At 62.1% G+C, this 21,772-nt stretch carries 35 protein-coding genes; 2 read left to right on the plus strand and 33 right to left on the minus strand.

Annotated features, from left to right (window positions below; all coding sequences use genetic code 11):
- Positions 1–1,644, plus strand: a complete 1,644-nt coding sequence (eccE, locus tag EEB13_RS04190; protein WP_141484680.1) for a type VII secretion protein EccE — start codon at positions 1–3, stop codon at positions 1,642–1,644.
- A 5-nt stretch (positions 1,645–1,649) separates the two neighbouring features.
- On the opposite strand, the gene EEB13_RS04195 is transcribed toward eccE, so the two are convergent.
- Entirely contained in the window at positions 1,650–2,207 is a 558-nt protein-coding gene (locus EEB13_RS04195) for an NADPH-dependent FMN reductase (RefSeq protein ID WP_141484681.1), read from the minus strand.
- The gene (locus tag EEB13_RS04200; RefSeq protein WP_045070819.1) at positions 2,204–2,797 is read right to left on the minus strand and encodes a TetR/AcrR family transcriptional regulator; all 594 of its coding nucleotides are present in this window, start codon (positions 2,795–2,797) and stop codon (positions 2,204–2,206) included. Before EEB13_RS04200 ends, EEB13_RS04195 begins: the two co-directional genes overlap by 4 nt.
- A gap of 57 nt (positions 2,798–2,854) precedes the next feature.
- Here EEB13_RS04200 and EEB13_RS04205 point away from each other — a divergent pair, with 57 nt between their 5' ends.
- Positions 2,855–3,997: an acyl-CoA dehydrogenase family protein gene (locus EEB13_RS04205; protein WP_033231358.1), complete on the plus strand. Its 1,143-nt coding sequence runs from the start codon at positions 2,855–2,857 to the stop codon at positions 3,995–3,997.
- 57 nt (positions 3,998–4,054) lie between these two features.
- On the opposite strand, the gene truA is transcribed toward EEB13_RS04205, so the two are convergent.
- The 31 genes from truA to rplC all read right to left on the minus strand — a co-directional run bounded on the left by truA (position 4,055) and on the right by rplC (position 21,759).
- Positions 4,055–4,939, minus strand: a complete 885-nt coding sequence (gene truA / locus EEB13_RS04210; protein WP_141484682.1) for a tRNA pseudouridine(38-40) synthase TruA — start codon at positions 4,937–4,939, stop codon at positions 4,055–4,057.
- Between the two features lie 5 nt (positions 4,940–4,944).
- Entirely contained in the window at positions 4,945–5,493 is a 549-nt protein-coding gene (gene rplQ, locus EEB13_RS04215; protein WP_033231360.1) for a 50S ribosomal protein L17, read from the minus strand.
- A gap of 29 nt (positions 5,494–5,522) precedes the next feature.
- Positions 5,523–6,584, minus strand: coding sequence for a DNA-directed RNA polymerase subunit alpha (locus EEB13_RS04220; protein WP_033231361.1), 1,062 nt, complete (start codon positions 6,582–6,584; stop codon positions 5,523–5,525).
- A 119-nt stretch (positions 6,585–6,703) separates the two neighbouring features.
- The gene (gene rpsD / locus EEB13_RS04225) at positions 6,704–7,309 is read right to left on the minus strand and encodes a 30S ribosomal protein S4 (RefSeq protein ID WP_033231362.1); all 606 of its coding nucleotides are present in this window, start codon (positions 7,307–7,309) and stop codon (positions 6,704–6,706) included.
- A 24-nt stretch (positions 7,310–7,333) separates the two neighbouring features.
- Entirely contained in the window at positions 7,334–7,747 is a 414-nt protein-coding gene (rpsK, locus tag EEB13_RS04230; protein WP_003940683.1) for a 30S ribosomal protein S11, read from the minus strand.
- Positions 7,747–8,121, minus strand: coding sequence for a 30S ribosomal protein S13 (gene rpsM, locus EEB13_RS04235; RefSeq protein ID WP_033231363.1), 375 nt, complete (start codon positions 8,119–8,121; stop codon positions 7,747–7,749). Before rpsM ends, rpsK begins: the two co-directional genes overlap by 1 nt.
- A gap of 249 nt (positions 8,122–8,370) precedes the next feature.
- The gene (gene rpmJ / locus EEB13_RS04240) at positions 8,371–8,484 is read right to left on the minus strand and encodes a 50S ribosomal protein L36 (protein ID WP_003938068.1); all 114 of its coding nucleotides are present in this window, start codon (positions 8,482–8,484) and stop codon (positions 8,371–8,373) included.
- A gap of 89 nt (positions 8,485–8,573) precedes the next feature.
- Positions 8,574–8,795, minus strand: a complete 222-nt coding sequence (gene infA / locus EEB13_RS04245; protein WP_003418601.1) for a translation initiation factor IF-1 — start codon at positions 8,793–8,795, stop codon at positions 8,574–8,576.
- Between the two features lie 355 nt (positions 8,796–9,150).
- Complete coding sequence (map, locus tag EEB13_RS04250; protein ID WP_033231364.1) at positions 9,151–9,948, minus strand: type I methionyl aminopeptidase; 798 nt, start codon at positions 9,946–9,948, stop codon at positions 9,151–9,153.
- Positions 9,948–10,493: an adenylate kinase gene (locus EEB13_RS04255; protein ID WP_033231365.1), complete on the minus strand. Its 546-nt coding sequence runs from the start codon at positions 10,491–10,493 to the stop codon at positions 9,948–9,950. Before EEB13_RS04255 ends, map begins: the two co-directional genes overlap by 1 nt.
- Positions 10,490–11,809 (minus strand): preprotein translocase subunit SecY, encoded by a 1,320-nt coding sequence (gene secY, locus EEB13_RS04260; RefSeq protein ID WP_033231366.1) that lies wholly within the window; start codon positions 11,807–11,809, stop codon positions 10,490–10,492. The genes EEB13_RS04255 and secY overlap by 4 nt, the downstream gene beginning before the upstream one ends.
- 239 nt (positions 11,810–12,048) lie before the next feature.
- The gene (gene rplO, locus EEB13_RS04265; protein WP_033231367.1) at positions 12,049–12,492 is read right to left on the minus strand and encodes a 50S ribosomal protein L15; all 444 of its coding nucleotides are present in this window, start codon (positions 12,490–12,492) and stop codon (positions 12,049–12,051) included.
- Between the two features lie 2 nt (positions 12,493–12,494).
- Positions 12,495–12,674 (minus strand): 50S ribosomal protein L30, encoded by a 180-nt coding sequence (gene rpmD, locus EEB13_RS04270; RefSeq protein WP_003940751.1) that lies wholly within the window; start codon positions 12,672–12,674, stop codon positions 12,495–12,497.
- On the minus strand, positions 12,674–13,345 hold the full coding sequence (gene rpsE, locus EEB13_RS04275; protein WP_033231368.1) for a 30S ribosomal protein S5: 672 nt from the start codon (positions 13,343–13,345) through the stop codon (positions 12,674–12,676). Before rpsE ends, rpmD begins: the two co-directional genes overlap by 1 nt.
- A 31-nt stretch (positions 13,346–13,376) precedes the next feature.
- On the minus strand, positions 13,377–13,784 hold the full coding sequence (gene rplR / locus EEB13_RS04280; RefSeq protein WP_033231369.1) for a 50S ribosomal protein L18: 408 nt from the start codon (positions 13,782–13,784) through the stop codon (positions 13,377–13,379).
- 1 nt (position 13,785) lies between these two features.
- Complete coding sequence (gene rplF / locus EEB13_RS04285; RefSeq protein ID WP_033231370.1) at positions 13,786–14,325, minus strand: 50S ribosomal protein L6; 540 nt, start codon at positions 14,323–14,325, stop codon at positions 13,786–13,788.
- A gap of 15 nt (positions 14,326–14,340) precedes the next feature.
- The gene (gene rpsH / locus EEB13_RS04290) at positions 14,341–14,739 is read right to left on the minus strand and encodes a 30S ribosomal protein S8 (RefSeq protein ID WP_033231371.1); all 399 of its coding nucleotides are present in this window, start codon (positions 14,737–14,739) and stop codon (positions 14,341–14,343) included.
- Between the two features lie 301 nt (positions 14,740–15,040).
- On the minus strand, positions 15,041–15,226 hold the full coding sequence (locus EEB13_RS04295) for a type Z 30S ribosomal protein S14 (protein WP_033231372.1): 186 nt from the start codon (positions 15,224–15,226) through the stop codon (positions 15,041–15,043).
- 4 nt (positions 15,227–15,230) lie between these two features.
- A complete protein-coding gene (gene rplE / locus EEB13_RS04300) occupies positions 15,231–15,797 on the minus strand; it encodes a 50S ribosomal protein L5 (RefSeq protein WP_033231373.1) in 567 nt (188 codons plus the stop codon).
- A gap of 1 nt (position 15,798) precedes the next feature.
- Positions 15,799–16,116, minus strand: a complete 318-nt coding sequence (gene rplX, locus EEB13_RS04305; protein ID WP_033231374.1) for a 50S ribosomal protein L24 — start codon at positions 16,114–16,116, stop codon at positions 15,799–15,801.
- A complete protein-coding gene (gene rplN, locus EEB13_RS04310) occupies positions 16,116–16,484 on the minus strand; it encodes a 50S ribosomal protein L14 (RefSeq protein WP_003940951.1) in 369 nt (122 codons plus the stop codon). Before rplN ends, rplX begins: the two co-directional genes overlap by 1 nt.
- A gap of 327 nt (positions 16,485–16,811) precedes the next feature.
- The gene (gene rpsQ, locus EEB13_RS04315; protein ID WP_003941020.1) at positions 16,812–17,093 is read right to left on the minus strand and encodes a 30S ribosomal protein S17; all 282 of its coding nucleotides are present in this window, start codon (positions 17,091–17,093) and stop codon (positions 16,812–16,814) included.
- On the minus strand, positions 17,090–17,326 hold the full coding sequence (gene rpmC, locus EEB13_RS04320) for a 50S ribosomal protein L29 (RefSeq protein ID WP_033231375.1): 237 nt from the start codon (positions 17,324–17,326) through the stop codon (positions 17,090–17,092). Before rpmC ends, rpsQ begins: the two co-directional genes overlap by 4 nt.
- Complete coding sequence (gene rplP, locus EEB13_RS04325; protein WP_003940899.1) at positions 17,326–17,742, minus strand: 50S ribosomal protein L16; 417 nt, start codon at positions 17,740–17,742, stop codon at positions 17,326–17,328. The genes rpmC and rplP overlap by 1 nt, the downstream gene beginning before the upstream one ends.
- 3 nt (positions 17,743–17,745) lie before the next feature.
- Positions 17,746–18,552: a 30S ribosomal protein S3 gene (rpsC, locus tag EEB13_RS04330; protein WP_033231376.1), complete on the minus strand. Its 807-nt coding sequence runs from the start codon at positions 18,550–18,552 to the stop codon at positions 17,746–17,748.
- Entirely contained in the window at positions 18,552–18,956 is a 405-nt protein-coding gene (gene rplV, locus EEB13_RS04335) for a 50S ribosomal protein L22 (RefSeq protein ID WP_033231377.1), read from the minus strand. Before rplV ends, rpsC begins: the two co-directional genes overlap by 1 nt.
- On the minus strand, positions 18,953–19,234 hold the full coding sequence (gene rpsS, locus EEB13_RS04340) for a 30S ribosomal protein S19 (RefSeq protein ID WP_003940820.1): 282 nt from the start codon (positions 19,232–19,234) through the stop codon (positions 18,953–18,955). The genes rplV and rpsS overlap by 4 nt, the downstream gene beginning before the upstream one ends.
- 13 nt (positions 19,235–19,247) lie before the next feature.
- Positions 19,248–20,084, minus strand: a complete 837-nt coding sequence (gene rplB / locus EEB13_RS04345; protein ID WP_033231378.1) for a 50S ribosomal protein L2 — start codon at positions 20,082–20,084, stop codon at positions 19,248–19,250.
- A 39-nt stretch (positions 20,085–20,123) separates the two neighbouring features.
- On the minus strand, positions 20,124–20,429 hold the full coding sequence (gene rplW, locus EEB13_RS04350; protein WP_033231379.1) for a 50S ribosomal protein L23: 306 nt from the start codon (positions 20,427–20,429) through the stop codon (positions 20,124–20,126).
- Entirely contained in the window at positions 20,426–21,106 is a 681-nt protein-coding gene (gene rplD, locus EEB13_RS04355; protein ID WP_033231380.1) for a 50S ribosomal protein L4, read from the minus strand. The genes rplW and rplD overlap by 4 nt, the downstream gene beginning before the upstream one ends.
- Positions 21,103–21,759, minus strand: coding sequence for a 50S ribosomal protein L3 (gene rplC / locus EEB13_RS04360; protein ID WP_033231381.1), 657 nt, complete (start codon positions 21,757–21,759; stop codon positions 21,103–21,105). Before rplC ends, rplD begins: the two co-directional genes overlap by 4 nt.
- Positions 21,760–21,772: the final 13 nt, after the last annotated feature.

The raw sequence follows: 21,772 nt of genomic DNA on the forward strand, positions 1-21,772 counted from the left end.
GTGGACAGATCACGTTTGAAGTACTGGCCGTCGTCGCACAGGATCTCGGCGCGCGAGGTCGTCAGTGCACAGGCCGTGGGTATCAGCGCAGCGTGTCTCGCCCTGTTTGCCGGACTCGAATTGCGGTGGGCAATCGCGATCGCAGCCGCCGTCGCGGTAATCCTGCTGCTGCATATCGGCGGTCGATCGATCACGACGTGGATTCGGACCGCCGTTCGATACATGCGACGGTGCCAGACCTCCAGCGGTACCATCGTGAGCTTCCAGACGCCCAGCGAGCAATCCATCGGCCTACGCGTCGACGGTTCGACGCTGGTGAGCGTCGTCGAGATCATGGCGCCGCACGACTACCTGACCCGAATCGGCCGAACGTCATTCGACGCGTCGCATACCCTTCCCACTGCGGAACTCGCAGATTGCCTTCACCAACACGACATTTCGCTCACCGGGATCGACATCGTCAGCCACGGTTTTCGGGTGGCGTCCGGAACACCGGCAACCGAGGTGTACGACCGTCTGATCGGCCCGCTACCCGCTACGGCCACCAGAATCGTCTGGCTTGCACTACGATTCGACCGAATCGAAGGCTCCGATGCCGTCGACCGCCGCGGTGGTGGCGGCGACGGAGCGGCGCGGAGCATCTCCGTCGCAACCAGCCGAGTGGTGCGGGTTCTCGAAGCTGCCGGCGCACGGGCCCGCATCTTGACAGCACCCGAGATCTCCTCGTCGATCGCACAGGTCAGTCGCGGTGTGGAAGTCGCAGACATGGCCGAAACATGGCGTTCCACACCACTTCCCGGTGTATCGAATCTCGGTTACGGAATCGAGCCGAAGGCAATTACCAAAGGCAGTCTCGCGCAGGTGTGGGCGGCCGCGACACTGGGCACCTCGGTCACCGTTCGGCTCCGGCCACGTCCAGAAACCGGACTGACGACAGTGAGCGCTACCTGTCGATTCACGACTCGGCATCTCCCGAAAGCTGCCCCGGTCGCCGGGCTGGTATCCATGCGTGGCCGTCAACGCGATGCCCTGCTGACCAACGTGCCGACCGCGCTCACCTCGCTCGACGCCATCTCGCCTACCCGAACGATGGACGCTGCCGACCTGACTGCGCTCGAGCTCCCACTGGCGGGATGCGGACAACTCCTCGGATCCGACGATCGAGGCCAAGGCGTTGCTGCCCTCGTTGCGGGGACCGGCGTGAATACCGTCTTCGTGGCCGGGGAACTCTATCTCGCCCAACAATTGATCTTCCGTGCCGTCGCCACCGGGACCCGGGTTCTGATCCACACGGATCGGCCCGAGACCTGGACACCCTTGATCGACTCGATGGGTGTCCCCGATCGCCTCCGAGTTTCCGGCCACGGGCAAGGACCGGAAGGAACCTTCAATGCCGTTGTCTTCGACGGTGTTCGAGCTCTTCCCCCGCGCGCCGGTGTCACCGCGGTCTACGTGTACGGCGACCCGGCGCAGTGGCCTGAGATCGAACGCGATCTCACGATCGTCCAGCCGAATGCCCTCGGCGATAGGATTGTCGTCGCGACCGACAAGACAAGCGTCGAACTCACGCTGGTGACCATCGCCGCCGAAACATCCTTCATCGGACGACCGCGCGCAGGGGCCGAGTTCCCGGTGTCACCGTAGCGGAGTCATCCGGGATACGCCTTCCGGCCGCGATGCTCGCGCAGTCCTCTTCCCCACCAGTCCAATTGACCGATCATCCGGTCGGCGGCACCGGTTGCGATAGCGTCCACAGTAGGATTTGGTGACCGGAATTGCTTGCGGGCCTGGTGAATACTCACGCTTTGACGCACGGAGACCATGTGCAGTTCGGCAACAACCTGCCGCAATTGTTCCGTCGCACGCAACCCTCCCGACACTCCTCCGTACGACACGAAACCGATCGGTTTCGCGCGCCATTCGTGTTTCACCGAATCGAGTGCCGTCTTCAGAGCAGCAGAATATCCATGGTTGTATTCGGGTGTGACCGCAACAACAGCGTCGGCGCCCTCGATGCGTCGACGCAATTCCTCGGCGGCCTCCGACGGCGAGAAATCGGTTGGAAGCATCAATTCGGCGAGGTCGATGACCGAGACAGACCAATTCGGTTGATTCACGGCGCGCGCAACAAACCAATCGGCGACAGCCAAGCCGATTCGTCCCTCGCGCACGGAACCGACAATTACCTCGACGAACAGATCGGTCATGTCGTTGATGGTAACGGCGCGCCCGTCGCAGCAATCCCGGTGGTGATGAGGGCGGCAAGTTCGCGGTACGCCTGCGCGTCGTCCAGTCCGGTCGCCTTGTAGACGTCACGTTGCTGTATGCGCACCATCGTGTTCGAGGCTGCGTCAGCGACGAACGACGCGTGTACTTCGCGAAACGCGCCGGCCTCCACACCTCGAACAATCATCTCGCGTACCCGACTCGCAGCGATCGACGTGTTCTTCTCGTACACCTGACGCGCCGACGTGGACGCCGCGAGGTCCTCCATGAACTGGTGCGATGCGGCGGAAAGCTGATCGCCGACGGCCTCGAGGTACGCGCTCACTTGCTGCAACGGATCCGCGTGAGCTGCAACCGCGTCTTCGACGGCATCGGTCGCGGTACGAAAGAAATGGACCGTGACGGCGCGCACGAGATCGTCCTTGCCGGCTGCGACGGTGTACAGGGTGCTCTTGGAGCAATGCAGGCGCGCGGCGATCTCGTCGAGAGTGAGATGCGCGAATCCTTCGTCGAGAAAAAGCGCAACCAACTGATCGAATAGCTGCACTCTGCGTGCCGTCACTCTTGCCATACTGAAAACAGTACTGCAGTATCGTTGTCAGTACTACTACAGAAACAGGAGTCGACAGTGCCGGTCGAACGTCTGATGCCCAGCCAAGAAGCTCGCGATCTCATCGAACTGACCCGAGACGTGGCAGACAAGGTCCTCGCCCCCAAGGTCAACGAGTACGAAAAGGCCGAGAAGTACCCGGATGGAGTCTTCCCCGCTCTCGGACAAGCCGGGCTCCTGAGCTTGCCGTACCCCGAGGAGTTCGGCGGCGGCGATCAGCCGTACGAGGTCTACTTGCAAGTCCTCGAAGAGATCGCCTCACGGTGGGCTGCAGTTGCCGTCGCAGTGAGCGTTCACAGCCTCTCCTGCTTCCCACTCTTCACCTTCGGCACCGACGAACAGAAGAACAAGTGGCTGCCGGACATGCTGGGCGGCAACACCATCGGCGCCTACAGCCTCTCCGAATCCCAGGCGGGATCCGACGCAGCAGCGTTGTCCTGCAAGGCTGCACCCGTCGACGGTGGATACCGCATCAACGGCAGCAAAGCCTGGATCACGAACGGCGGCAAGGCAGACTTCTACAACCTCTTCGCCCGCACCAGCGACGACGGCTCACGCGGCATCTCCTGCCTCCTGGTGGACAAGGACACCGAGGGCCTCAGCTTCGGTAAGCCCGAGGAAAAGATGGGACTGCGCGCTGTTCCCACCGCCTCTGCGAACTACGACGACGCCTTCATCCCGGACGAGCGCCTCATCGGCCAGCGCGGTCAGGGACTTCCCATCGCATTCAGCGCCCTCGACTCCGGTCGGTTGGGAATTGCGGCCGTTGCCGTCGGCATCGCCCAGGGCGCACTCGACGACGCGGTTGCCTACGCCAAGGAACGCAAGGCTTTCGGCAAGCGGATCATCGACCATCAGGGCCTCGGCTTTGTGCTCGCCGACATGGCCGCAGCCGTCGACTCCGCTCGTGCCACGTACCTCGATGCTGCCCGTCGCCGCGACGCCGGAGTGCCGTACTCCCGCAACGCCAGCGTCGCCAAGCTCATTGCCACAGACGCCGCGATGAAGGTTACGACCGACGCCGTGCAGGTATTCGGCGGCTACGGGTACACCCAGGACTTCCCGGTCGAGCGGTATATGCGTGAAGCCAAAATCACTCAGATCTTCGAGGGCACCAACCAGATTCAGCGTCTGGTCATCGCGCGCCAATTGGCGGGATAGCCGGATACGACAATTGCCCTCCCACAATGGTGGGAGGGCAATGTCGCATGAGCGCCTTCAGTCGCCGCAGCAACCGCCGGCCGACGGCAATTCGCGGGTCTCACGGGTAATCGCGTTGCGGGCCGCCAACTCCGAATAATCCGGGTAATCGACTCGCACCAACGACAAACCATGCGCCGGTGCCACCAGGATGGAACTCGACCGTGAGGATTCGTCGAGCAACCCGGCAAGCCAATCCGACGTACGACGCCCCTCACCGACGGACAGCACGGCGCCGACAAGACTCCGCACCATCGACCAACAAAACGCGTCGGCATTCACGTAGGCCGTGAACACTGTGTCCTCTTGTGTCCAGTCGAACCGCTGAAGTTCGCGTACGGTCGTCGCTCCTTCGCGGCGCTTGCAAAACGCGGCAAAGTCATGAAGCCCCAAGAGTCGCTGCGACGCTTCCTGCATCGCGGCCAGATCAAGAGCCTTCGGGTAGGAAACCATGTCACGCACACGAAGCGGTTCGACACCGAACATCGCGTTGGACACCCGGTACTCGTAATAGCGTCGCATCGCGGAGAAACGCGCGTCGAAATCGGCCGGGACAACGGAAATACTCTTGACTCGAACATCTTTCGGCAGGAACCGAGCGAGCCGCCGAACCAATCGCGACGGATCGTCCGGCAGGAGATCAGCCGGCACGTCGACGTGCGCAACCTGACCACTCGCATGGACGCCGGCATCCGTCCGACCGGCGACGGTCAACTGAACGGGTTGCCGTAGAACAGTTCCCAGTTTGTCTTCGATCTCACCGCACACCGTGCGTAGATCGGTCTGCCTGGCCCAACCAGAGAAGTCGGTGCCGTCATAAGAGATATCGAGCCGCAATCGAACGAGCCCGCCGTCCCCGAGGGGGGCGGCGGGCTCGTTCGATTCAGCGTGTGCTGAAACCAAGGGAACTAGTCCTTCTTGGCCTCGGGGGCGTCGGCCGCAGTTGCGGTCTCGTCCTCGATAGCTTCGACAACTGCATCAGCGTTCTCGACCTCAGCCTCGGTCGCGTCAGCCTCTACGGCCTCGACGACGTTCTCTGCGGCGGGAGCATCCTGCGAAGCCTTGACGCGACGTGCGCGGTCAGCCTCGGACGTGACGGTCTTTTCCTTGACGAGCTCGATGATTGCCATCGGCGCGTTGTCGCCCTTGCGGGGGATCGTCTTGATGATGCGGGTGTATCCACCGTTACGGTCCGCGTAGAACGGGCCGATCTCGGCGAACAGGGTGTGAACGACATCCTTGTTACGGATGACCTTCAGCACCTCACGACGGTGAGCCAGCGTGCCGGCCTTCGCGTGCGTGACGAGCTTCTCGGCGTACGGGCGCAGTGCCTTGGCCTTGGACTCGGTGGTGGTGATACGACCGTGCTCGAAGAGCGCGGTAGCCAGATTGGCGAAAATCGCCTTCTGGTGGGAAGCCGACCCGCCGAAGCGGGCACCCTTCTTGGGCTTGGGCATGATGATCTCCTAGTAAAGGACCTGAGCTGCTACAGCTGTTCGGTCTCGGCGTAGTCCTCGGTACCGTCGGCATCGCCGAAGGAACCGGCATCGGTGTCACTCCACGTTCCGGTGGCGGCGTCGTAGCCTGCAACGGTCGTGGGATCGAAGGATGCGGGGCTGTCCTTGAGGGACAGGCCGAGCGAATGCAGCTTGACCTTGACCTCGTCGATGGACTTCTGTCCGAAGTTGCGGATGTCGAGCAGATCGGACTCGGTACGGCCGACAAGCTCACCGACGGTGTGAACACCTTCGCGCTTGAGGCAGTTGTAGGAACGGACCGTGAGGTCCAGATCCTCGATGGGGAGTCCGAAGGAAGCGATGTGATCGGCCTCGGCGGGCGAGGGTCCGATCTCGATGCCTTCTGCTTCGACGTTCAGCTCACGGGCCAGGCCGAAGAGCTCAACCAGGGTCTTGCCCGCAGAAGCGAGCGCGTCCCGTGCGGTGATGGAGTTCTTCGTTTCCACGTCGAGAACGAGCCGATCGAAGTCGGTGCGCTGTTCGACGCGAGTGGCCTCCACCTTGTAGGTGACCTTGAGCACCGGCGAGTAGATCGAGTCGACCGGAATGCGGCCGATCTCTGCGCCGGACGCCTTGTTCTGGACGGCGGGGACATAGCCACGACCGCGCTCGACTACGAGCTCGATCTCCAGCTTGCCCTTGTCGTTCAGGGTGGCGATGTGCAGATCAGGGTTGTTCACGATGACGCCGGCCGGGGGCACGATGTCGCCTGCGGTAACAGCGCCGGGGCCCTGCTTGCGGACGTACATGGTGACCGGCTCGTCCTCTTCGGAGCTCACGACGAGGCCCTTGAGGTTCAGGATGATGTCAGTGACGTCTTCCTTCACTCCGGGGACCGTGGTGAACTCGTGGAGAACGCCGTCGATGCGGATGCTGGTGACAGCAGCGCCGGGGATCGACGAGAGCAGCGTGCGGCGCAGCGAATTGCCGAGCGTGTACCCGAAACCTGGCTCCAGGGGCTCGATGACGAACTTCGAGCGGTTATCAGCGATGACCTCTTCGGTCAACGTGGGTCGCTGAGAAATGAGCATGGTATTTCCTCCTGTACGGACGTCCACTATTTGACGCCCACGATGGGAAAGGGCCTGCGGCCCCGTGCGCCTTTCCGGTAGTCGGAACTACCGGAAAGGCGCACAGGGCGCGGAGCACCTTACTTCGAGTAGTACTCGACGATGAGCTGTTCCTGCAGAGCAATGTCGATCTGCGCACGCTCGGGAAGCTGGTGAACCAGGATCCGCAGACGCGAGCCGACAACCTGCAGCCACGCGGGAACCGGGCGATCGCCGACGGTCTCACGGGCAACCTGGAACGGAAGCGTTGCGAGCGACTTCTCCTTGACATCGATGATGTCGTACTGCGAGACGCGGTAGCTCGGGATGTCGACCTTCTTGTTGTTCACGAGAAGGTGACCGTGCGTGACCAGCTGACGTGCCTGGCGGCGCGTGCGAGCGAGGCCTGCGCGGTACACGACGTTGTCGAGACGCGACTCCAGGATGGTGAGCAGGTTCTCGCCGGTCTTACCGGGGCGGTTGTTCGCCTCCTTGTAGTACAGACGGAACTGCTTCTCCATGACGCCGTAGGTGAAGCGAGCCTTCTGCTTCTCCTGCAGCTGGAGCAGGTACTCGCTCTCCTTGATACGCGCGCGGCCGTGCTGTCCGGGCGGGTACGGGCGACGCTCGAATGCCTGGTCGCCTCCAACGAGGTCGACGCGCAGACGACGCGACTTGCGGGTGATGGGTCCGGTATAACGTGCCATGATTTTCTACCTATTCCTTCCCGCTTATACCCGACGCCGCTTGGGCGGACGGCAGCCGTTGTGCGGCTGGGGAGTTACATCGGAAATGGTGCCGACCTCGAGGCCTGCGGCCTGGAGCGAACGAATCGCGGTCTCGCGACCCGAACCCGGTCCCTTGACGAAGACGTCAACCTTCTTGACACCATGCTCCTGCGCCTTGCGGGCAGCGCTCTCAGCAGCAAGCTGAGCGGCGAAAGGAGTCGACTTACGCGAACCCTTGAAGCCGACGTGTCCCGAGGACGCCCAGGAAATGACATTTCCGGCGGGGTCCGTGATGGACACGATGGTGTTGTTGAAGGTGCTCTTGATGTGAGCGGCGCCGTGCGGGATGTTCTTCTTATCCCTGCGACGCGTCTTCTGGGTCTTCTTCGGACCGGTGCTACGTGACTTCGGGGGCATTACTTCGCCTTCTTCTTGCCGGCAATGGTGCGCTTCGGACCCTTACGGGTACGGGCGTTGGTCTTGGTGCGCTGACCACGCACGGGCAGACCACGACGGTGGCGCAGGCCCTGGTAGCAGCCGATCTCGATCTTGCGACGGATGTCGGCCTGAACCTCGCGGCGAAGGTCACCCTCAACCTTGAGCGACTCCTCGATGTACTCGCGGAGCTTTGCCAGGTCCTCGTCCGAGAGGTCCTTGCTCCGGAGATCCGGGTTGACGCCGGTGGCGTCAAGGATTTCCTTGGAGCGGGTACGGCCGATGCCGTAGATGTATGTCAGTGCGATCTCCATGCGCTTTTCGCGAGGAAGATCAACACCAGAGAGACGTGCCATGTTGGCATTTCCTATCGGTGTGCGGAGGTCTGCTCCCAGCCCATCCCCTGTGCCTCTTGCCGAGTAACCACGTCCGAGAACGTGGCTGGTCTCATCAACTAACTCAGTGGGGCCCCGGCCTCCGTGCCGGGGGTGAACCATTGTCCGACCCTGTCGATCGGTAAACGATCGCGTGGGGTCTCGTCAACAATGGCTGGTACTGGAAGGTCTTCTTTGCTTGTTGCCAAGCAGATCTTCGAAAAGCTAGATCTAGCCCTGACGCTGCTTGTGACGCAGGTTCTCGCAGATCACCATGACCCGACCGTTACGGCGGATCACTTTGCACTTTTCGCAGATCTTCTTGACGCTCGGCTGAACCTTCACGTCTTCTGATCTCCTGTTTTGTCGCAGCCTGCCAAGGCGAACCCGGCAGACGTACTTCTCCCTGACCCAGGTCAGATCCGGGAAGTTCGTTACTTGTAGCGGTAAACGATGCGTCCGCGCGACAAATCGTAGGGCGAGAGCTCTACGACAACGCGATCTTCCGGGAGGATGCGAATGTAGTGCTGACGCATCTTTCCGCTGATGTGGGCGAGGACCTTGTGGCCATTCTCGAGCTCAATGCGGAACATCGCATTGGGCAGCGGCTCGACTACTCGTCCTTCGACCTCGATGGCCCCGTCTTTCTTAGCCATATCCTCCGCGATCCGTTTGGTTTGGCATGCTTCGTGCATCGGCTTCCGTTACATTGGCACGCAATGGTTTCTTCATCGACGTGATTTTTACATCGACTCGGTGCGTTGTTCCCCGTAGCGGCAGTCCTACACACACAAGCTGTCGACACGCATGGCGCACCGCCTAGCTATGTTACGCGAAGAGAACGACCAGGCCAAATGCGCCTCCCCTACGGCAGCGCATCTGGGCGGCAATCCATGCCTCCGCGGCCACCGAACCAGCAACCGAAAAAGTCCCGACCCCTTGCGGGACCGGGACTTCTCGAAGAGCGAATCACTCTTGCTGTCAACACTTGTCGAGCGTTGGAGCCGAAAACTACTCCGGTCGCAGCGTCAGAATTCGCGGGCCGTCCGCCGTGACGGCAACAGTGTGCTCCCAGTGAGCAGCACGCGAACCGTCGGTGGTCACCACAGTCCAGTCGTCATCGAGAATCACGGTATCCGTGGTCCCGAGCGTCAACATCGGCTCGATTGCCAGGCAAGATCCGATCACCAACTCGGGCCCCTTGCCCGGGGCACCTTCGTTGGCCAGGAACGGATCCATGTGCATCTCACGCCCGATACCGTGACCGCCGTAGCCGTCGACGATTCCGTATGAACGGCCGTGTAGCTTCTCGGCGGCCTGGGTGCCGAGCTCGATGGCGTGCGAAACGTCTGTCAGACGGTTGCCTGCGATCATCGCCGCAATGCCGGCTTCCATGGACAATCGAGTTGCTTCGCTCAGATCCTGATCGGCTGCACTGATCTCACCGACACCGAACGTCCACGCGGAGTCTCCGTGCCAACCCTCGAGGATCGCGCCGCAGTCGATGGACACCAGGTCACCCTCGGCGAGGACGTCCTGCGCCGACGGGATTCCGTGAACAACCCGGTCGTTGACCGAAGAACAGATCGAACCGGTGAAACCGTTGTAGCCGAGGAAGGACGGCACCGCACCCGCATCGCGGATGACAGATTCGGCGACCGCATCCAATTCCAGGGTGCTGACACCGGGCTTTGCCGCAGCGCGTACCGCCACCAACGCCGAACCCACGATTGCGCCGGCCGCAGCCATTGCGTCGAGTTCGCCCGCGGAGCGGAACGGAACAACCTTGCGTTTACGCCCGAAAACCATTACTTACCCAGCGCTGCCAGTGCGCGAGCGTTGACTTCTTCGACCTCGCCGATCGCGTCGACGGAAACGATGCTGTCCTTGTAGTAGTCGAACAGCGGCGAGGTCTCGTCGCGGTAGACCCGGAGGCGGTTGCGAATCACGTCCTCGGTGTCGTCTGCACGGCCACGGGCGAGCATTCGCTCCACCACGATGTCTTCGTCGACGACGAAGGAAAGCACACCGTCGAGCTTCGTATCGAGATCCTTCAGGATGCCTTCGAGGGCTTCCGCCTGATCGACCGAGCGCGGGAATCCGTCGAGCAGGAATCCGTTGGCGGCGTCCGGCTCGGCAACGCGTGCCTTCACCATGTCATTGGTGATCGAGCTGGGAACAAGCTCACCGGCGTCGATGAACTTCTTCGCTTCCACGCCGAGCGGGGTGGACTGACCGATGTTGGCTCGGAAGAGGTCACCCGTCGAGATATGGGGAACACCGAACTTCTCGGACAGGATCGCGGCCTGGGTGCCCTTGCCGGCACCGGGAGGACCAAGGAGGACAAGTCTCACTTGAGGAACCCTTCATAGTTGCGCTGCATTAGCTGACTCTCGATCTGCTTCACGGTGTCCAGACCGACGCTGACCATGATCAGCACCGCGGTGCCACCGAACGGCAGGTTCTGCGCGCCGCCGCCATTCCCGATGTCGAGGAACAGATTGGGCAGAACAGCAATGGTGCCAAGGTAGATCGCACCCGGAAGGGTGATGCGACTCAGCACGTAGTTGAGATAGTCCGCGGTCGGCTGACCGGGACGGATACCTGGAATGAATCCACCGAACTTCTTCATCTCGTCGGCGCGCTCTTCTGGATTGAAGGTGATCGCGACGTAGAAGTACGTGAAGAACACGATAAGACCGAAGTAGATCAGGATGTACACCGGGTTGGCGGGATTGACCAAGTAGGTGTTGATGATTCGCTGCCACCAACTGGGGTCGACCGCAGTGCTGGCCGACGTGAGCTGCGCAATCAGGTTGGGCAGGTACAGCAGCGACGACGCGAAGATCACCGGGATGACACCGGCCTGGTTGACCTTGAGCGGCAGGTACGTCGACGAGCCGCCGTACATCTTGCGTCCCACCATGCGCTTGGCGTACTGGACGGGAATTCGACGCTGGCCCTGCTCGACGAAGACGACGCCGGCAATGATCAAGAGCGCTGCAAAGCAGACGAGTGCAAAGACGAGGCCACCACGGCTGTCCAGAATGGCCTTGCCTTCGGACGGGATACGCGAGGCGATACCGGCGAAGATGAGGAGCGACATGCCGTTACCGACGCCTCGTTCGGTGATGAGCTCACCGAACCACATGACGAGTGCGGCGCCGGCCGTCATGACCAGGACAAGAATGATCAAGCCGAAGATCGACTTGTCGGCGATGATGTCGTCACAGCCTTGCAGTAGCTGTCCCCTAGCTGCGAGCGCAACGATGCCCGTCGACTGAAGCACAGCCAAAGCGATGGAGAGATAGCGCGTGTACTGCGTCATCTTGGCCTGACCCGACTGGCCCTCCTTGCGAAGTTCCTCGAACTTCGGGATGACCACGGTCAGCAGCTGAACGATAATGCTGGCGGTGATGTACGGCATGATGCCGATCGCAAACACCGACAACTGGAGTAGCGCACCACCGGAGAACAAGTTGATCAGCGAGTAGATGCCCGCCGAGTCACCAGAGTTAGCTATGTCGATGCACTCACGCACTCTGGCGTAGTCGACACCAGGTGACGGAAGCACTGCGCCGACCCGGTAGAGGGCTACCAGGCCGAGGGTGAATAGGATCTTCCGCCTCAGGTCGGGTGTCCTGAGGGCCGAAACGAAGGCGGAAAGCAAAGATCCTCCTGGCACGACGGTTGGGGGCAGATCTTTTGACCTGCCGAACTTCAGAACTCTAACAGTCAATTTATGGGAACTAAACGAGCCGACCACGAAACTCGGGTAAGCCGAAGATACAACCAGTGTGCCTGACCCGGTCGACGGGGCCACACTTTCGGGACGAACAGCACAGACGCCGATGGCCGCAGCACAGCAAATGCTGCGCTGCGGCCATCGGACTAGCTACGCGTGATTACTCACAGCTCGGTGGCGGAACCACCGGCAGCAGCAATCTTTTCCTTGGCGGAACCGGTGAACTTGTCGACGGTCACCTGAACGGCAACAGTCAGTTCGCCGTCGCCCAGAACCTTGACGAGCTGGTTCTTGCGGACTGCGCCCTTGGCAACGAGATCCTCGACCGAGATTGCTCCACCTTCGGGGAACAGACGGGCGATGTCGCCGACATTGACGACCTGGTACTCGGTGCGGAAGGGGTTCTTGAAGCCCTTGAGCTTGGGCAGACGCATGTGAAGCGGCATCTGTCCACCCTCGAAGCCCACGCGCACGGTGTTACGTGCCTTGGTGCCCTTGGTACCGCGACCTGCGGTCTTACCACGCTTGCCGCCCTCGCCGCGTCCAACACGAATCTTGTTGGACTTGGATCCGGGAGCGGGGCGCAGGTGGTGCAGTTTGATGGTCATGGTTAGACCTCCTCAACTGTTACGAGGTGGCGCACCACGTTGATCAGACCGCGGTTCTGTGCGTTGTCCTCACGAACAACGGTCTGACGGATGCCCTTGAGACCGAGCGTGCGCAGAGAATCCTTCTGGTTCTGCTTGGTCCCGATGATGCTCTTGATCTGAGTGACCTTGAGATCTGCCATTACTTCACACTCCCAGCAGCCTGTGCGCGCGCGCGCAGCATGCCGGCGGGTGCAACCTCTTCGAGGGTGAGGCCGCGGCGAGCCGCAACTTCCTCGGGACGCTGCAGACCCTTGAGCGCGGCAACGGTCGCGTGCACGACGTTGATGGCGTTGTCGCTACCGAGCGACTTCGACAGGATGTCCGCGATACCAGCGCACTCCAGCACGGCACGCACCGCGCCGCCGGCGATAACACCGGTACCGGGGCTTGCCGGGCGAAGCATGACGATGCCGGCAGCAGCCTCACCCTGAACGGGGTGAGTGATGGTGTTGCCGATCATCGGGACGCGGAAGAAGCTCTTGCGAGCCTCCTCGACACCCTTCTGGATGGCCGCGGGAACTTCCTTGGCCTTGCCGTAGCCGACGCCGACCAGTCCGTTGCCGTCTCCGACGATCACGAGAGCGGTGAAGCTGAAGCGACGACCACCCTTGACGACCTTGGAGACGCGGTTGATCGTGACAACGCGCTCGATGAACTGTGACTTCTCCGCAGCGTTTCCGCCACGGCCACCGTCGCGACGGTCACGGCCGCCACCACGGTTGTCCCCACGAGCGTTGCTGTTGTCGCCGCTGTTGGGGCCATTCTGTCCGGCGGGTCCGCTTCCGCCGTCACGCCTTTGACGTCCCGGCATCAGGCTGTCCTTCCGTTGAAAATGTTGGTCATCAGAACTTCAACCCGCCTTCGCGAGCTGCGTCTGCCAAGGCCGCGATGCGACCGTGGTAGCCGTGTCCGCCGTGGTCGAAGACCACTGCTTCCACGCCGGCAGCCTTTGCGCGCTCGGCGATCAGCTGACCGACCTTCGCGCTCGCAGCCTTCTTGTCGCCTTCGGCCACGCGCACGTCGGCTTCGATGGTCGACGCAGCAGCCAGAGTGTGGCCTGCCAGGTCGTCCACGAGCTGGACGTGGATGTGGCGTGAGGACCGGTTGACGACCAAGCGGGGACGCTCGGGCGTGCCGGAGACCTTCTTGCGGAGACGGAAGTGACGACGTGTCTTCGAGAGACGACGCTTCGTGGACGCATCCTTGCCGAGCGGAATCCGCTTGGCTTTCTGGTTTGCAGTCTGGCTCATATCACTTACCCGTCTTTCCGACCTTGCGGCGGATCTGCTCACCCTCGTAACGCACGCCCTTACCCTTGTACGGGTCCGGACGACGGAGACGACGGATGTTGGCCGAGATCTGCCCGACCTTCTGCTTGTCGATGCCTGACACCGAGAACCGGGTGGGCGACTCGACGACGAAGGTGATGCCTTCGGGAGCCTCGATCGGGACCGGGTGGCTGAAGCCGAGCGCGAACTCGAGGTCCTTGCCCTTCAGCGCCACGCGGTAACCGACACCGTGGATTTCCATCTTCTTGGTGTAACCCTCGGTGACACCGGTGATGATGTTCGCAACCAAGGTCCGCGACAGACCGTGCAGCGCACGGCTGCGACGCTCGTCGTCGGGGCGAGTGACGCTCAGGGAGCCGTCCTCAGCCTTGGCGATCTCGATGGGCTCGGCGATCGTCAGTGCCAGGGTGCCCTTGGGCCCCTTGACCGTGACGTCCTGGCCGGCGATCGTAACGTCGACGCCCGCGGGGACGTTGACCGGAATCTTTCCAATACGCGACATTGTGGTGGCCTCCCTCTACCAGACGTAGGCGAGGACTTCCCCGCCTACTCCTTGATTGGCCGCCTGGCGATCGGTGAGCAGACCGGACGACGTGGAGATGATCGCCACGCCGAGGCCTCCGAGGACCTTGGGCAGGTTGGTGGACTTCGCGTAAACCCGGAGACCGGGCTTGGAAACGCGACGCACGCCGGCGAGGCTACGCTCGCGGCTGGGGCCGTACTTCAGATCGACGACGAGGGTCTTGCCGACCTCGGCGTCTTCGGTACGGAAGTCGGAGATGTAGCCCTCGCGCTTGAGGATCTCGGCAATGTTCGCCTTGATCTTCGAGTGGGGAAGCTTCACCTCATCGTGGTACGCCGTGTTGGCGTTGCGCAGACGCGTCAAGAAGTCTGCGATGGGGTCAGTCATGGTCATAGGTCGACCTCGACACCTTTCTCGCTGTGGTTCCCATGCAACACCGGACGAGTCCGGTCGTGGGCCTCCAGCAATTCGGCTGGGCCGTCCGACTTATGTCAGACGGCGTAAGTTACCGCACCGAGCTGAACGCATGCGTCAGCCACGGCAACCGCTCTAGTGTAGGGAACTTTGGCCGTCCTGTCCAAACAGCGCGTCCCCATATCTGGGAAATACCCGATAAATGCCGAATGGGCGTGGATTCCCGAAGGAACCCACGCCCATTCACAAGCGTGAAGTGACAAGACCCGAAGGTCTCAGATCACCAGGAGCTCTTGCGAACTCCGGGAAGCTCGCCGGCGTGTGCCATCTCGCGCAAGCAGATTCGGCACAGGCCGAACTTGCGGAACACAGCGTGCGGGCGACCGCAGCGCTGGCAGCGGGTGTAGGCGCGAACCGCGAACTTGGGCTTCTTGTTGGCCTTGTTGACCAATGCCTTCTTAGCCATGCGCTCAGTTCTCCTTGAACGGGAAGCCGAGGTGCTTGAGCAGTGCACGGCCTTCTTCGTTGTTGGTTGCGGTGGTCACGACGGTGATGTCCATACCGCGGGGGCGATCGATCTTGTCCACGTCGATCTCATGGAACATCGACTGCTCGTTGAGGCCGAACGTGTAGTTGCCGTTGCCGTCGAACTGGTTGCCCGAGAGACCGCGGAAGTCGCGGATACGGGGCAGCGCGACAGACACGAGGCGGTCCAGGAACTCCCACATACGGTCTCCACGGAGGGTGACGCGTGCGCCGATGGGCATGCCTTCGCGAAGCTTGAACTGCGCGATGGACTTACGTGCCTTACGGATCTCGGGCTTCTGGCCCGTGATGAGAGACAAGTCGTGGACAGCGCCGTTGATCAGCTTGGCGTCACGGGCAGCGTCGCCGACGCCCATGTTGACGACAACCTTGACAACACCGGGGATCTGCATGACGTTGGCGTAGTCGAACTCGCTGTTGAGCGCGTCCTTGATCTCAGCGCGGTAGCGTGCCTTGAGGCGCGGCTGGACCTTGTTTTCGGTGGAGGTCATGTCAGATGTCCTTCCCGTTCTTCCGGGAAACCCGAACGCGCTTGCCGGTCTCTTCATCGGTGCGGTAGCCCACGCGAGTGGGGTTTCCGTCCGAGTCGACGACTGCAACGTTGGATACGTGGATCGGAGCTTCCTGCGTGACGATGCCGCCGGAGGATGCTCCGCGCTCGTTCGCGGAAACCGCGGTGTGCTTCTTGATTCGGTTCACGCCTTCGACGAGGACCTTGTCGGTCGCGGGGAAAGCCTGAATGACCTTGCCCTTCGCGCCCTTGTCCTTACCGGCGATGACCAGAACGGTGTCACCCTTGTGCACCTTCATCACAGCACCTCCGGGGCGAGCGAAACGATCTTCATGAACTTCTTCTCGCGCAGCTCACGGCCGACGGGTCCGAAGATGCGGGTTCCACGGGGATCGCTGTCAGCCTTGATGAGCACTGCTGCGTTCTCGTCGAACTTGATGTAGGAACCGTCCGGACGACGGCGCTCCTTGGTCGTGCGAACGATGACGGCCTTGACGACCTCACCCTTCTTGATGTTTCCACCGGGGATTGCGTCCTTGACGGTGGCGACGATGACGTCACCGATCCCGGCGTAGCGACGTGACGAACCGCCGAGAACGCGGATGCAAAGGATTTCCTTGGCACCCGTGTTATCAGCGACGCGAACTCGCGACTCCTGCTGAATCACTTGATCTCCCTAGACCTGGAATTTCGTGCGCAACGGATTACCGACCCGGTGCGCGCGGTCATTGTTGCCACCTGCGTCGTGTCTGAGCTGCTGCCCCACCGAAGTTCATCGATGAAGGCGATCACTGCAAGCACCGGTCGAGCTGCGCACGTGAAGACACACCTCTGCCACAGGCAACCGTTCTATTGTAGGGAAGGGTTCACCGATTACCAAATCAGCGCACCTTGCCCACCATCTGCATTCCTGACCGAAAGCCGAATGGCCCACTCCCCCAACGGGAAGCGGGCCATTCGGTTGTGCTCGATCAGCTCGAGATCACGATCAGGCTTACTTGGCCTTTTCGAGGACCTCGACCAGACGCCAGTGCTTCGTCGCGGACAGCGGACGGGTTTCCATCAGCTGAACGCGGTCGCCGACGCCGGCAACGCCGTTCTCGTCATGCGCCTTCACCTTGGTCGTACGGCGGATGATCTTGCCGTAGAGCTTGTGCTTGACGCGGTCTTCGAGCTCGACCACGATCGTCTTTTCCATCTTGTCGGAAACTACGTATCCGACACGGACCTTACGGCTCGCGCGCTCTTCTGTGCTCACTGCTTTTTCCTCACTCATGCCGCGTCACCTGCATCCGGACCCACAGCGAGTCCGAGCTCACGCTCACGCAGGACGGTGTAGATGCGCGCGATCTCGTGACGAACGGTGCGCAGTCGTCGGTTGTTGTCCATCTGGCCTGTGGCCATCTGGAAACGAAGGTTGAAAAGTTCTTCCTTCGCTTCGCGGAGCCGGGTGACCAGCTCGTCTTCACTGAGCTCGCGGAGCTCTGCTGCTGGGGTTCCAGTAGCCATCAGAACTGCTCCTCTCTGGTCACGATCCGGCACTTGCACGGGAGCTTGTGCATCGCGCGGCGCAGGGCCTCACGAGCGATCTCCTCGTTGGGGTATGTCATCTCGAACAGAACGCGTCCGGGCTTGACGTTGGCAATCCACCACTCGGGCGAACCCTTACCGGAACCCATTCGGGTTTCGGCCGGCTTCTTCGTGAGGGGGCGATCCGGGAAGATGTTGATCCAGATCTTGCCGCCACGCTTGATGTGCCGAGTCATGGCGATACGAGCGGACTCGATCTGCCGGTTGGTGATGTAGGCAGGCTCGAGAGCCTGGATGCCGTAGTCACCGAATGTCACCTGGGTACCGCCCTTGGCGGCACCCGAACGGCTCGGGTGGTGCTGCTTGCGGTGCTTGACCCGCCTAGGGATCAACATGCGTCAGCCCTCCTGATTCTGATCAGTTGCGGGAGCATCGGCGGTTGCGGTCGCTGCGCGGCCGGCCTCGGTGCTAGTCGCGGTGGTGCCGGTTGCGCCGGAACGACGGGGACGGCTCGGACGCTCGCGGCGCGGGCGATCCCCGGCCGGAGCGGCGGCGGTGGCTGCGAGCTCACGCTTGCCGCCAACGATGTCGCCCTTGTAGATCCAGACCTTGACGCCGATGCGACCGAAGGTGGTCTTGGCCTCGTAGAGGCCGTAGTCGATGTCCGCACGAAGCGTGTGCAGCGGCACACGGCCTTCGCGGTAGAACTCCGACCGGGACATCTCGGCGCCGCCGAGACGACCGGAGCACTGAACGCGAATTCCCTTGACGTTCGGCTGACGCATGGCCGACTGAATGGCCTTGCGCATTGCACGACGGAAAGCAACGCGGTTCGAGAGCTGCTCGGCCACACCCTGTGCGACGAGCTGTGCTTCAGCTTCTGCGTTCTTGACCTCGAGGATGTTCAGCTGAACCTGCTTGCCGGTCAGCTTCTCGAGCTCGGAACGGATGCGATCGGCTTCGGCGCCGCGGCGGCCGATGACGATGCCCGGACGTGCCGTGTGGATGTCCACGCGAACACGGTCACGGGTGCGCTCGATCTCGACCTTCGCGATTCCCGCGCGCTCCATGCCGGTGGCGAGGAGCTTACGGATCGCGACGTCTTCCTTGACGTACTCCGCGTACTGCTTGTCTGCGTACCAGCGAGACTTCCAGTCGGTGGTGATGCCGAGACGGAAGCCGTGCGGGTTGATTTTCTGGCCCACTACTGAGCACTTCCCTTCCGGCGATTACGGGTCGATGTTCCGGACTTCGGCAGGCTCTCCACGATCACGGTGATGTGACTGGTGCGCTTGCGAATACGGAACGCACGTCCCTGTGCACGCGGCTGGAACCGCTTGAGGGTCGCGCCCTCGTCCACGAACGCCGTCGCAACGACAAGCGTGCTCGGGTCGAGGTCGAGGTTGTTCTCGGCGTTGGCTGCTGCGGAGGCGATCACCTTGGCGACCGGCTCGCTCGCTGCCTGCGGCGCGAACTTCAGAATGTTCAGGGCGTCTTCAACCGAGCGCCCGCGGACCAGGTCCACAACACGACGTGCCTTCATCGGTGTAACGCGCACGTGGCGCGCTACTGCCTTGGCAGTCGGGTTGGCGGTTTCGGTGTTGCTCATCGCCTCTTCGCCTTCCGATCATCCTTGATGTGACCCTTGAACGTACGGGTCGGTGCAAACTCTCCGAGCTTGTGTCCGACCATGGAGTCGGAAACGAACACGGGGACATGCTTACGGCCGTCGTGAACCGCAAACGTGTGGCCGATGAAGTCCGGGATGATGGTCGAACGACGGGACCAGGTCTTGATGACCTGCTTGGTTCCCTTTTCGTTCTGTACATCCACCTTCGCGAGGAGGTGGTCATCGACGAACGGGCCCTTCTTAAGGCTGCGTGGCATCCTTCACTCCCTCCTAGCGCTTGTTCTTGCCGGTACGGCGGCGACGAACAATCATCTTGTCGCTTGCCTTGTTCTTGCGGGTACGGCCTTCCGGCTTACCCCACGGGCTGACCGGGTGGCGACCACCGGAGGTCTTGCCCTCGCCGCCACCATGCGGGTGGTCGACCGGGTTCATCACGACACCACGAACGGTCGGGCGCTTGCCCTTCCAACGCATACGGCCGGCCTTGCCCCAGTTGATGTTCGACTGCTCGGCGTTGCCGACCTCGCCGACGGATGCGCGGCAGCGCACGTCGACGCGACGGATTTCACCGGACGGCATACGCAGCGTGGCGTAGGAGCCTTCCTTACCGAGGAGCTGGATGCTGGCACCTGCGGAACGGGCCATCTTGGCTCCGCCGCCGGGACGCAGTTCCACACCGTGGATGGTGGTACCTGTCGGGATGTTGCGCAGCGGCAGGTTGTTGCCCGGCTTGATGTCGGCGCCTGCACCGGACTCGATCGGTGAACCCTGCACCAGGCCCTTGGGGGCGATGATGTAGCGCTTCTCACCGTCTGCGTAATGCAGGAGTGCGATGTTTGCTGTGCGGTTGGGGTCGTACTCGATGTGAGCGACCTTGGCCGGGATTCCGTCCTTGTCGTTGCGACGGAAATCGATCAGTCGGTAGGCGCGCTTGTGCCCGCCGCCCTTGTGACGGGTGGTGATACGACCGTGTGCGTTACGGCCACCACGGCCGTGCAGCGGGCGAACCAGCGACTTCTCGGGGGTCGACCGAGTGATCTCGGCGAAGTCCGAGACGCTCGAGCCACGACGGCCCGGTGTTGTCGGCTTGTACTTACGGATTGCCATGAGTCTTCTCGTCCTCTATGTCTCGTCAAGTCCCGGCGCTTACGCGACCGGTCCTCCGAAGATCTCGATGGGCTTGCTGTCGGCGGCGAGAGTCACGAGAGCGCGCTTGGTGTTCTTGCGCTTTCCGTAACCGAACTTCGTCCGCTTACGCTTGCCCTGACGGTTGGCGGTGTTGACGCTGGTCACAGTGACACCGAAGACCTTCTCGACGGCAATCTTGATCTGCGTCTTGTTCGAGTCCGGGTGCACCAGGAAGGTGTAGGTGCCTTCCTCGATAAGTCCGTAGGACTTCTCGGAGATGACCGGTGCCAGCAGGATGTCGCGGGGGTCAGCGATGGTCGTCACTTGGCCTCCTCCTTGTTCTCTTCCTGGGCGGTCTCGGCGGGCCCGTGGATGAACGCGTTGAGCGCCTCGACGCTGAACACGACGTCATCCGCATTGAGCACGTCGTAGGTGTTGAGCTGGTCGGGTGCAATGGGATGCACGCCTTCCAGGTTCTGCACGCTCTTCCAAGCGGCTACATCCTGGCGACCCACGACGAGCAGCAGCTTCTTGCGATCCGAGATCTCGCCGAGGAACGCGATTGCGTTCTTGGTCGAAGGCGTCTGCCCTGCAACCAGTTCGGTGATGACGTGGATGCGCTCGTTGCGTGCGCGGTCAGAGAGGGCTCCGCGGAGAGCGGCTGCCTTCATCTTCTTGGGGGTGCGCTGGCTGTAGTCACGCGGCTGCGGGCCGTGAACGGTTCCGCCACCGACGAACTGAGGTGCGCGAGTCGAGCCCTGGCGTGCGCGGCCGGTGCCCTTCTGGCGGTACGGCTTCTTGCCACCGCCGCGGACTTCACCGCGGGTCTTGGTGGAGTGGGTTCCCTGACGAGCAGCGGCGAGCTGCGCGACGACAACCTGATGCAGAAGCGCGATGTTGGCCGGAGCGTCGAAGATCTCAGCGGGGAGATCGACGGTGCCGTTGGTCTTGCCGCCGGCGACCTTGACGTCCAGGGTCAACTTGGTCTCGGTGCTGGTCATGCTCGTGCACCACCCTTCACTGCACTCTTGACGATCACGAGGCCGCCCTTGCGGCCGGGGATCGCACCCTTGATCAGCAGCAGGCCGTTCTCGGCATCCACCTTGTGGACCGAGAGGTTCTGCGTCGTGATGCGGTCGCTACCCATGCGTCCGGACATGCGCATGCCCTTGAACACGCGGCCGGGAGTTGCACAGCCGCCGATGGAGCCGGGGCGACGGTGAACGGCCTGGGTACCGTGCGATGCACCCTGTCCCTTGAAGCCGTGACGCTTCATGGTTCCGGCGAATCCCTTACCCTTGCTGGTTCCGGTGACGTCGACGAATGCGCCGTCCTCGAAGACCTCAGCGGTGAGTTCCTGGCCGACCTCGTAGTCGGAGGCATCCGCAACGCGGAACTCGACGACGTGGCGACGCGGGGTCACACCAGCCTTGGCGAACTGACCGGAAACCGGCTTGTTCACCTTGCGCGGGTCGATTGCGCCGAACGCGAGCTGAACAGCCGTGTAGCCGTCACGCTCTTCGGTACGAATCTGGGTTACGACGTTCGGCCCAGCCTTGACGACGGTGACCGGGACAACCCGGTTGTTCTCGTCGAAGACCTGGGTCATGCCGAGCTTGGTGCCCAGGATTCCCTTGATCTTGGTATCAGTCATTGTTTTTGTCTCC

This window comes from Rhodococcus sp. WS3, assembly GCF_003797085.1.
Classification (GTDB): domain Bacteria; phylum Actinomycetota; class Actinomycetes; order Mycobacteriales; family Mycobacteriaceae; genus Rhodococcus_F; species Rhodococcus_F globerula.

Bases quoted from the DNA above. Each gene is read 5' to 3' on its own strand.
- EEB13_RS04195 (WP_141484681.1), bottom strand. From the start codon at position 2,207: ATGACCGATCTGTTCGTCGAGGTAATTGTCGGTTCCGTGCGCGAGGGA.
- EEB13_RS04200 (WP_045070819.1), bottom strand. From the start codon at position 2,797: ATGGCAAGAGTGACGGCACGCAGAGTGCAGCTATTCGATCAGTTGGTT.
- rplQ (WP_033231360.1), bottom strand. From the start codon at position 5,493: ATGCCCAAGCCCAAGAAGGGTGCCCGCTTCGGCGGGTCGGCTTCCCAC.
- EEB13_RS04220 (WP_033231361.1), bottom strand. From the start codon at position 6,584: ATGCTCATTTCTCAGCGACCCACGTTGACCGAAGAGGTCATCGCTGAT.
- rpsD (WP_033231362.1), bottom strand. From the start codon at position 7,309: ATGGCACGTTATACCGGACCCATCACCCGCAAGTCGCGTCGTCTGCGC.
- rpsK (WP_003940683.1), bottom strand. From the start codon at position 7,747: ATGCCCCCGAAGTCACGTAGCACCGGTCCGAAGAAGACCCAGAAGACG.
- rpsM (WP_033231363.1), bottom strand. From the start codon at position 8,121: ATGGCACGTCTCTCTGGTGTTGATCTTCCTCGCGAAAAGCGCATGGAG.
- infA (WP_003418601.1), bottom strand. From the start codon at position 8,795: ATGGCTAAGAAAGACGGGGCCATCGAGGTCGAAGGACGAGTAGTCGAG.
- map (WP_033231364.1), bottom strand. From the start codon at position 9,948: ATGGTTTTCGGGCGTAAACGCAAGGTTGTTCCGTTCCGCTCCGCGGGC.
- rplO (WP_033231367.1), bottom strand. From the start codon at position 12,492: ATGACCATCAAACTGCACCACCTGCGCCCCGCTCCCGGATCCAAGTCC.
- rpmD (WP_003940751.1), bottom strand. From the start codon at position 12,674: ATGGCAGATCTCAAGGTCACTCAGATCAAGAGCATCATCGGGACCAAG.
- rpsE (WP_033231368.1), bottom strand. From the start codon at position 13,345: ATGCCGGGACGTCAAAGGCGTGACGGCGGAAGCGGACCCGCCGGACAG.
- rplR (WP_033231369.1), bottom strand. From the start codon at position 13,784: ATGAGCCAGACTGCAAACCAGAAAGCCAAGCGGATTCCGCTCGGCAAG.
- rplF (WP_033231370.1), bottom strand. From the start codon at position 14,325: ATGTCGCGTATTGGAAAGATTCCGGTCAACGTCCCCGCGGGCGTCGAC.
- rpsH (WP_033231371.1), bottom strand. From the start codon at position 14,739: ATGACCATGACTGACCCCATCGCAGACTTCTTGACGCGTCTGCGCAAC.
- EEB13_RS04295 (WP_033231372.1), bottom strand. From the start codon at position 15,226: ATGGCTAAGAAGGCATTGGTCAACAAGGCCAACAAGAAGCCCAAGTTC.
- rplE (WP_033231373.1), bottom strand. From the start codon at position 15,797: ATGACCTCCACCGAAAACAAGGTCCAGCCGCGCCTCAAGGCACGCTAC.
- rplX (WP_033231374.1), bottom strand. From the start codon at position 16,116: ATGAAGGTGCACAAGGGTGACACCGTTCTGGTCATCGCCGGTAAGGAC.
- rpsQ (WP_003941020.1), bottom strand. From the start codon at position 17,093: ATGAGTGAGGAAAAAGCAGTGAGCACAGAAGAGCGCGCGAGCCGTAAG.
- rpmC (WP_033231375.1), bottom strand. From the start codon at position 17,326: ATGGCTACTGGAACCCCAGCAGCAGAGCTCCGCGAGCTCAGTGAAGAC.
- rplP (WP_003940899.1), bottom strand. From the start codon at position 17,742: ATGTTGATCCCTAGGCGGGTCAAGCACCGCAAGCAGCACCACCCGAGC.
- rplV (WP_033231377.1), bottom strand. From the start codon at position 18,956: ATGAGCAACACCGAAACCGCCAACCCGACTGCCAAGGCAGTAGCGCGC.
- rpsS (WP_003940820.1), bottom strand. From the start codon at position 19,234: ATGCCACGCAGCCTTAAGAAGGGCCCGTTCGTCGATGACCACCTCCTC.
- rplB (WP_033231378.1), bottom strand. From the start codon at position 20,084: ATGGCAATCCGTAAGTACAAGCCGACAACACCGGGCCGTCGTGGCTCG.
- rplD (WP_033231380.1), bottom strand. From the start codon at position 21,106: ATGACCAGCACCGAGACCAAGTTGACCCTGGACGTCAAGGTCGCCGGC.
- rplC (WP_033231381.1), bottom strand. From the start codon at position 21,759: ATGACTGATACCAAGATCAAGGGAATCCTGGGCACCAAGCTCGGCATG.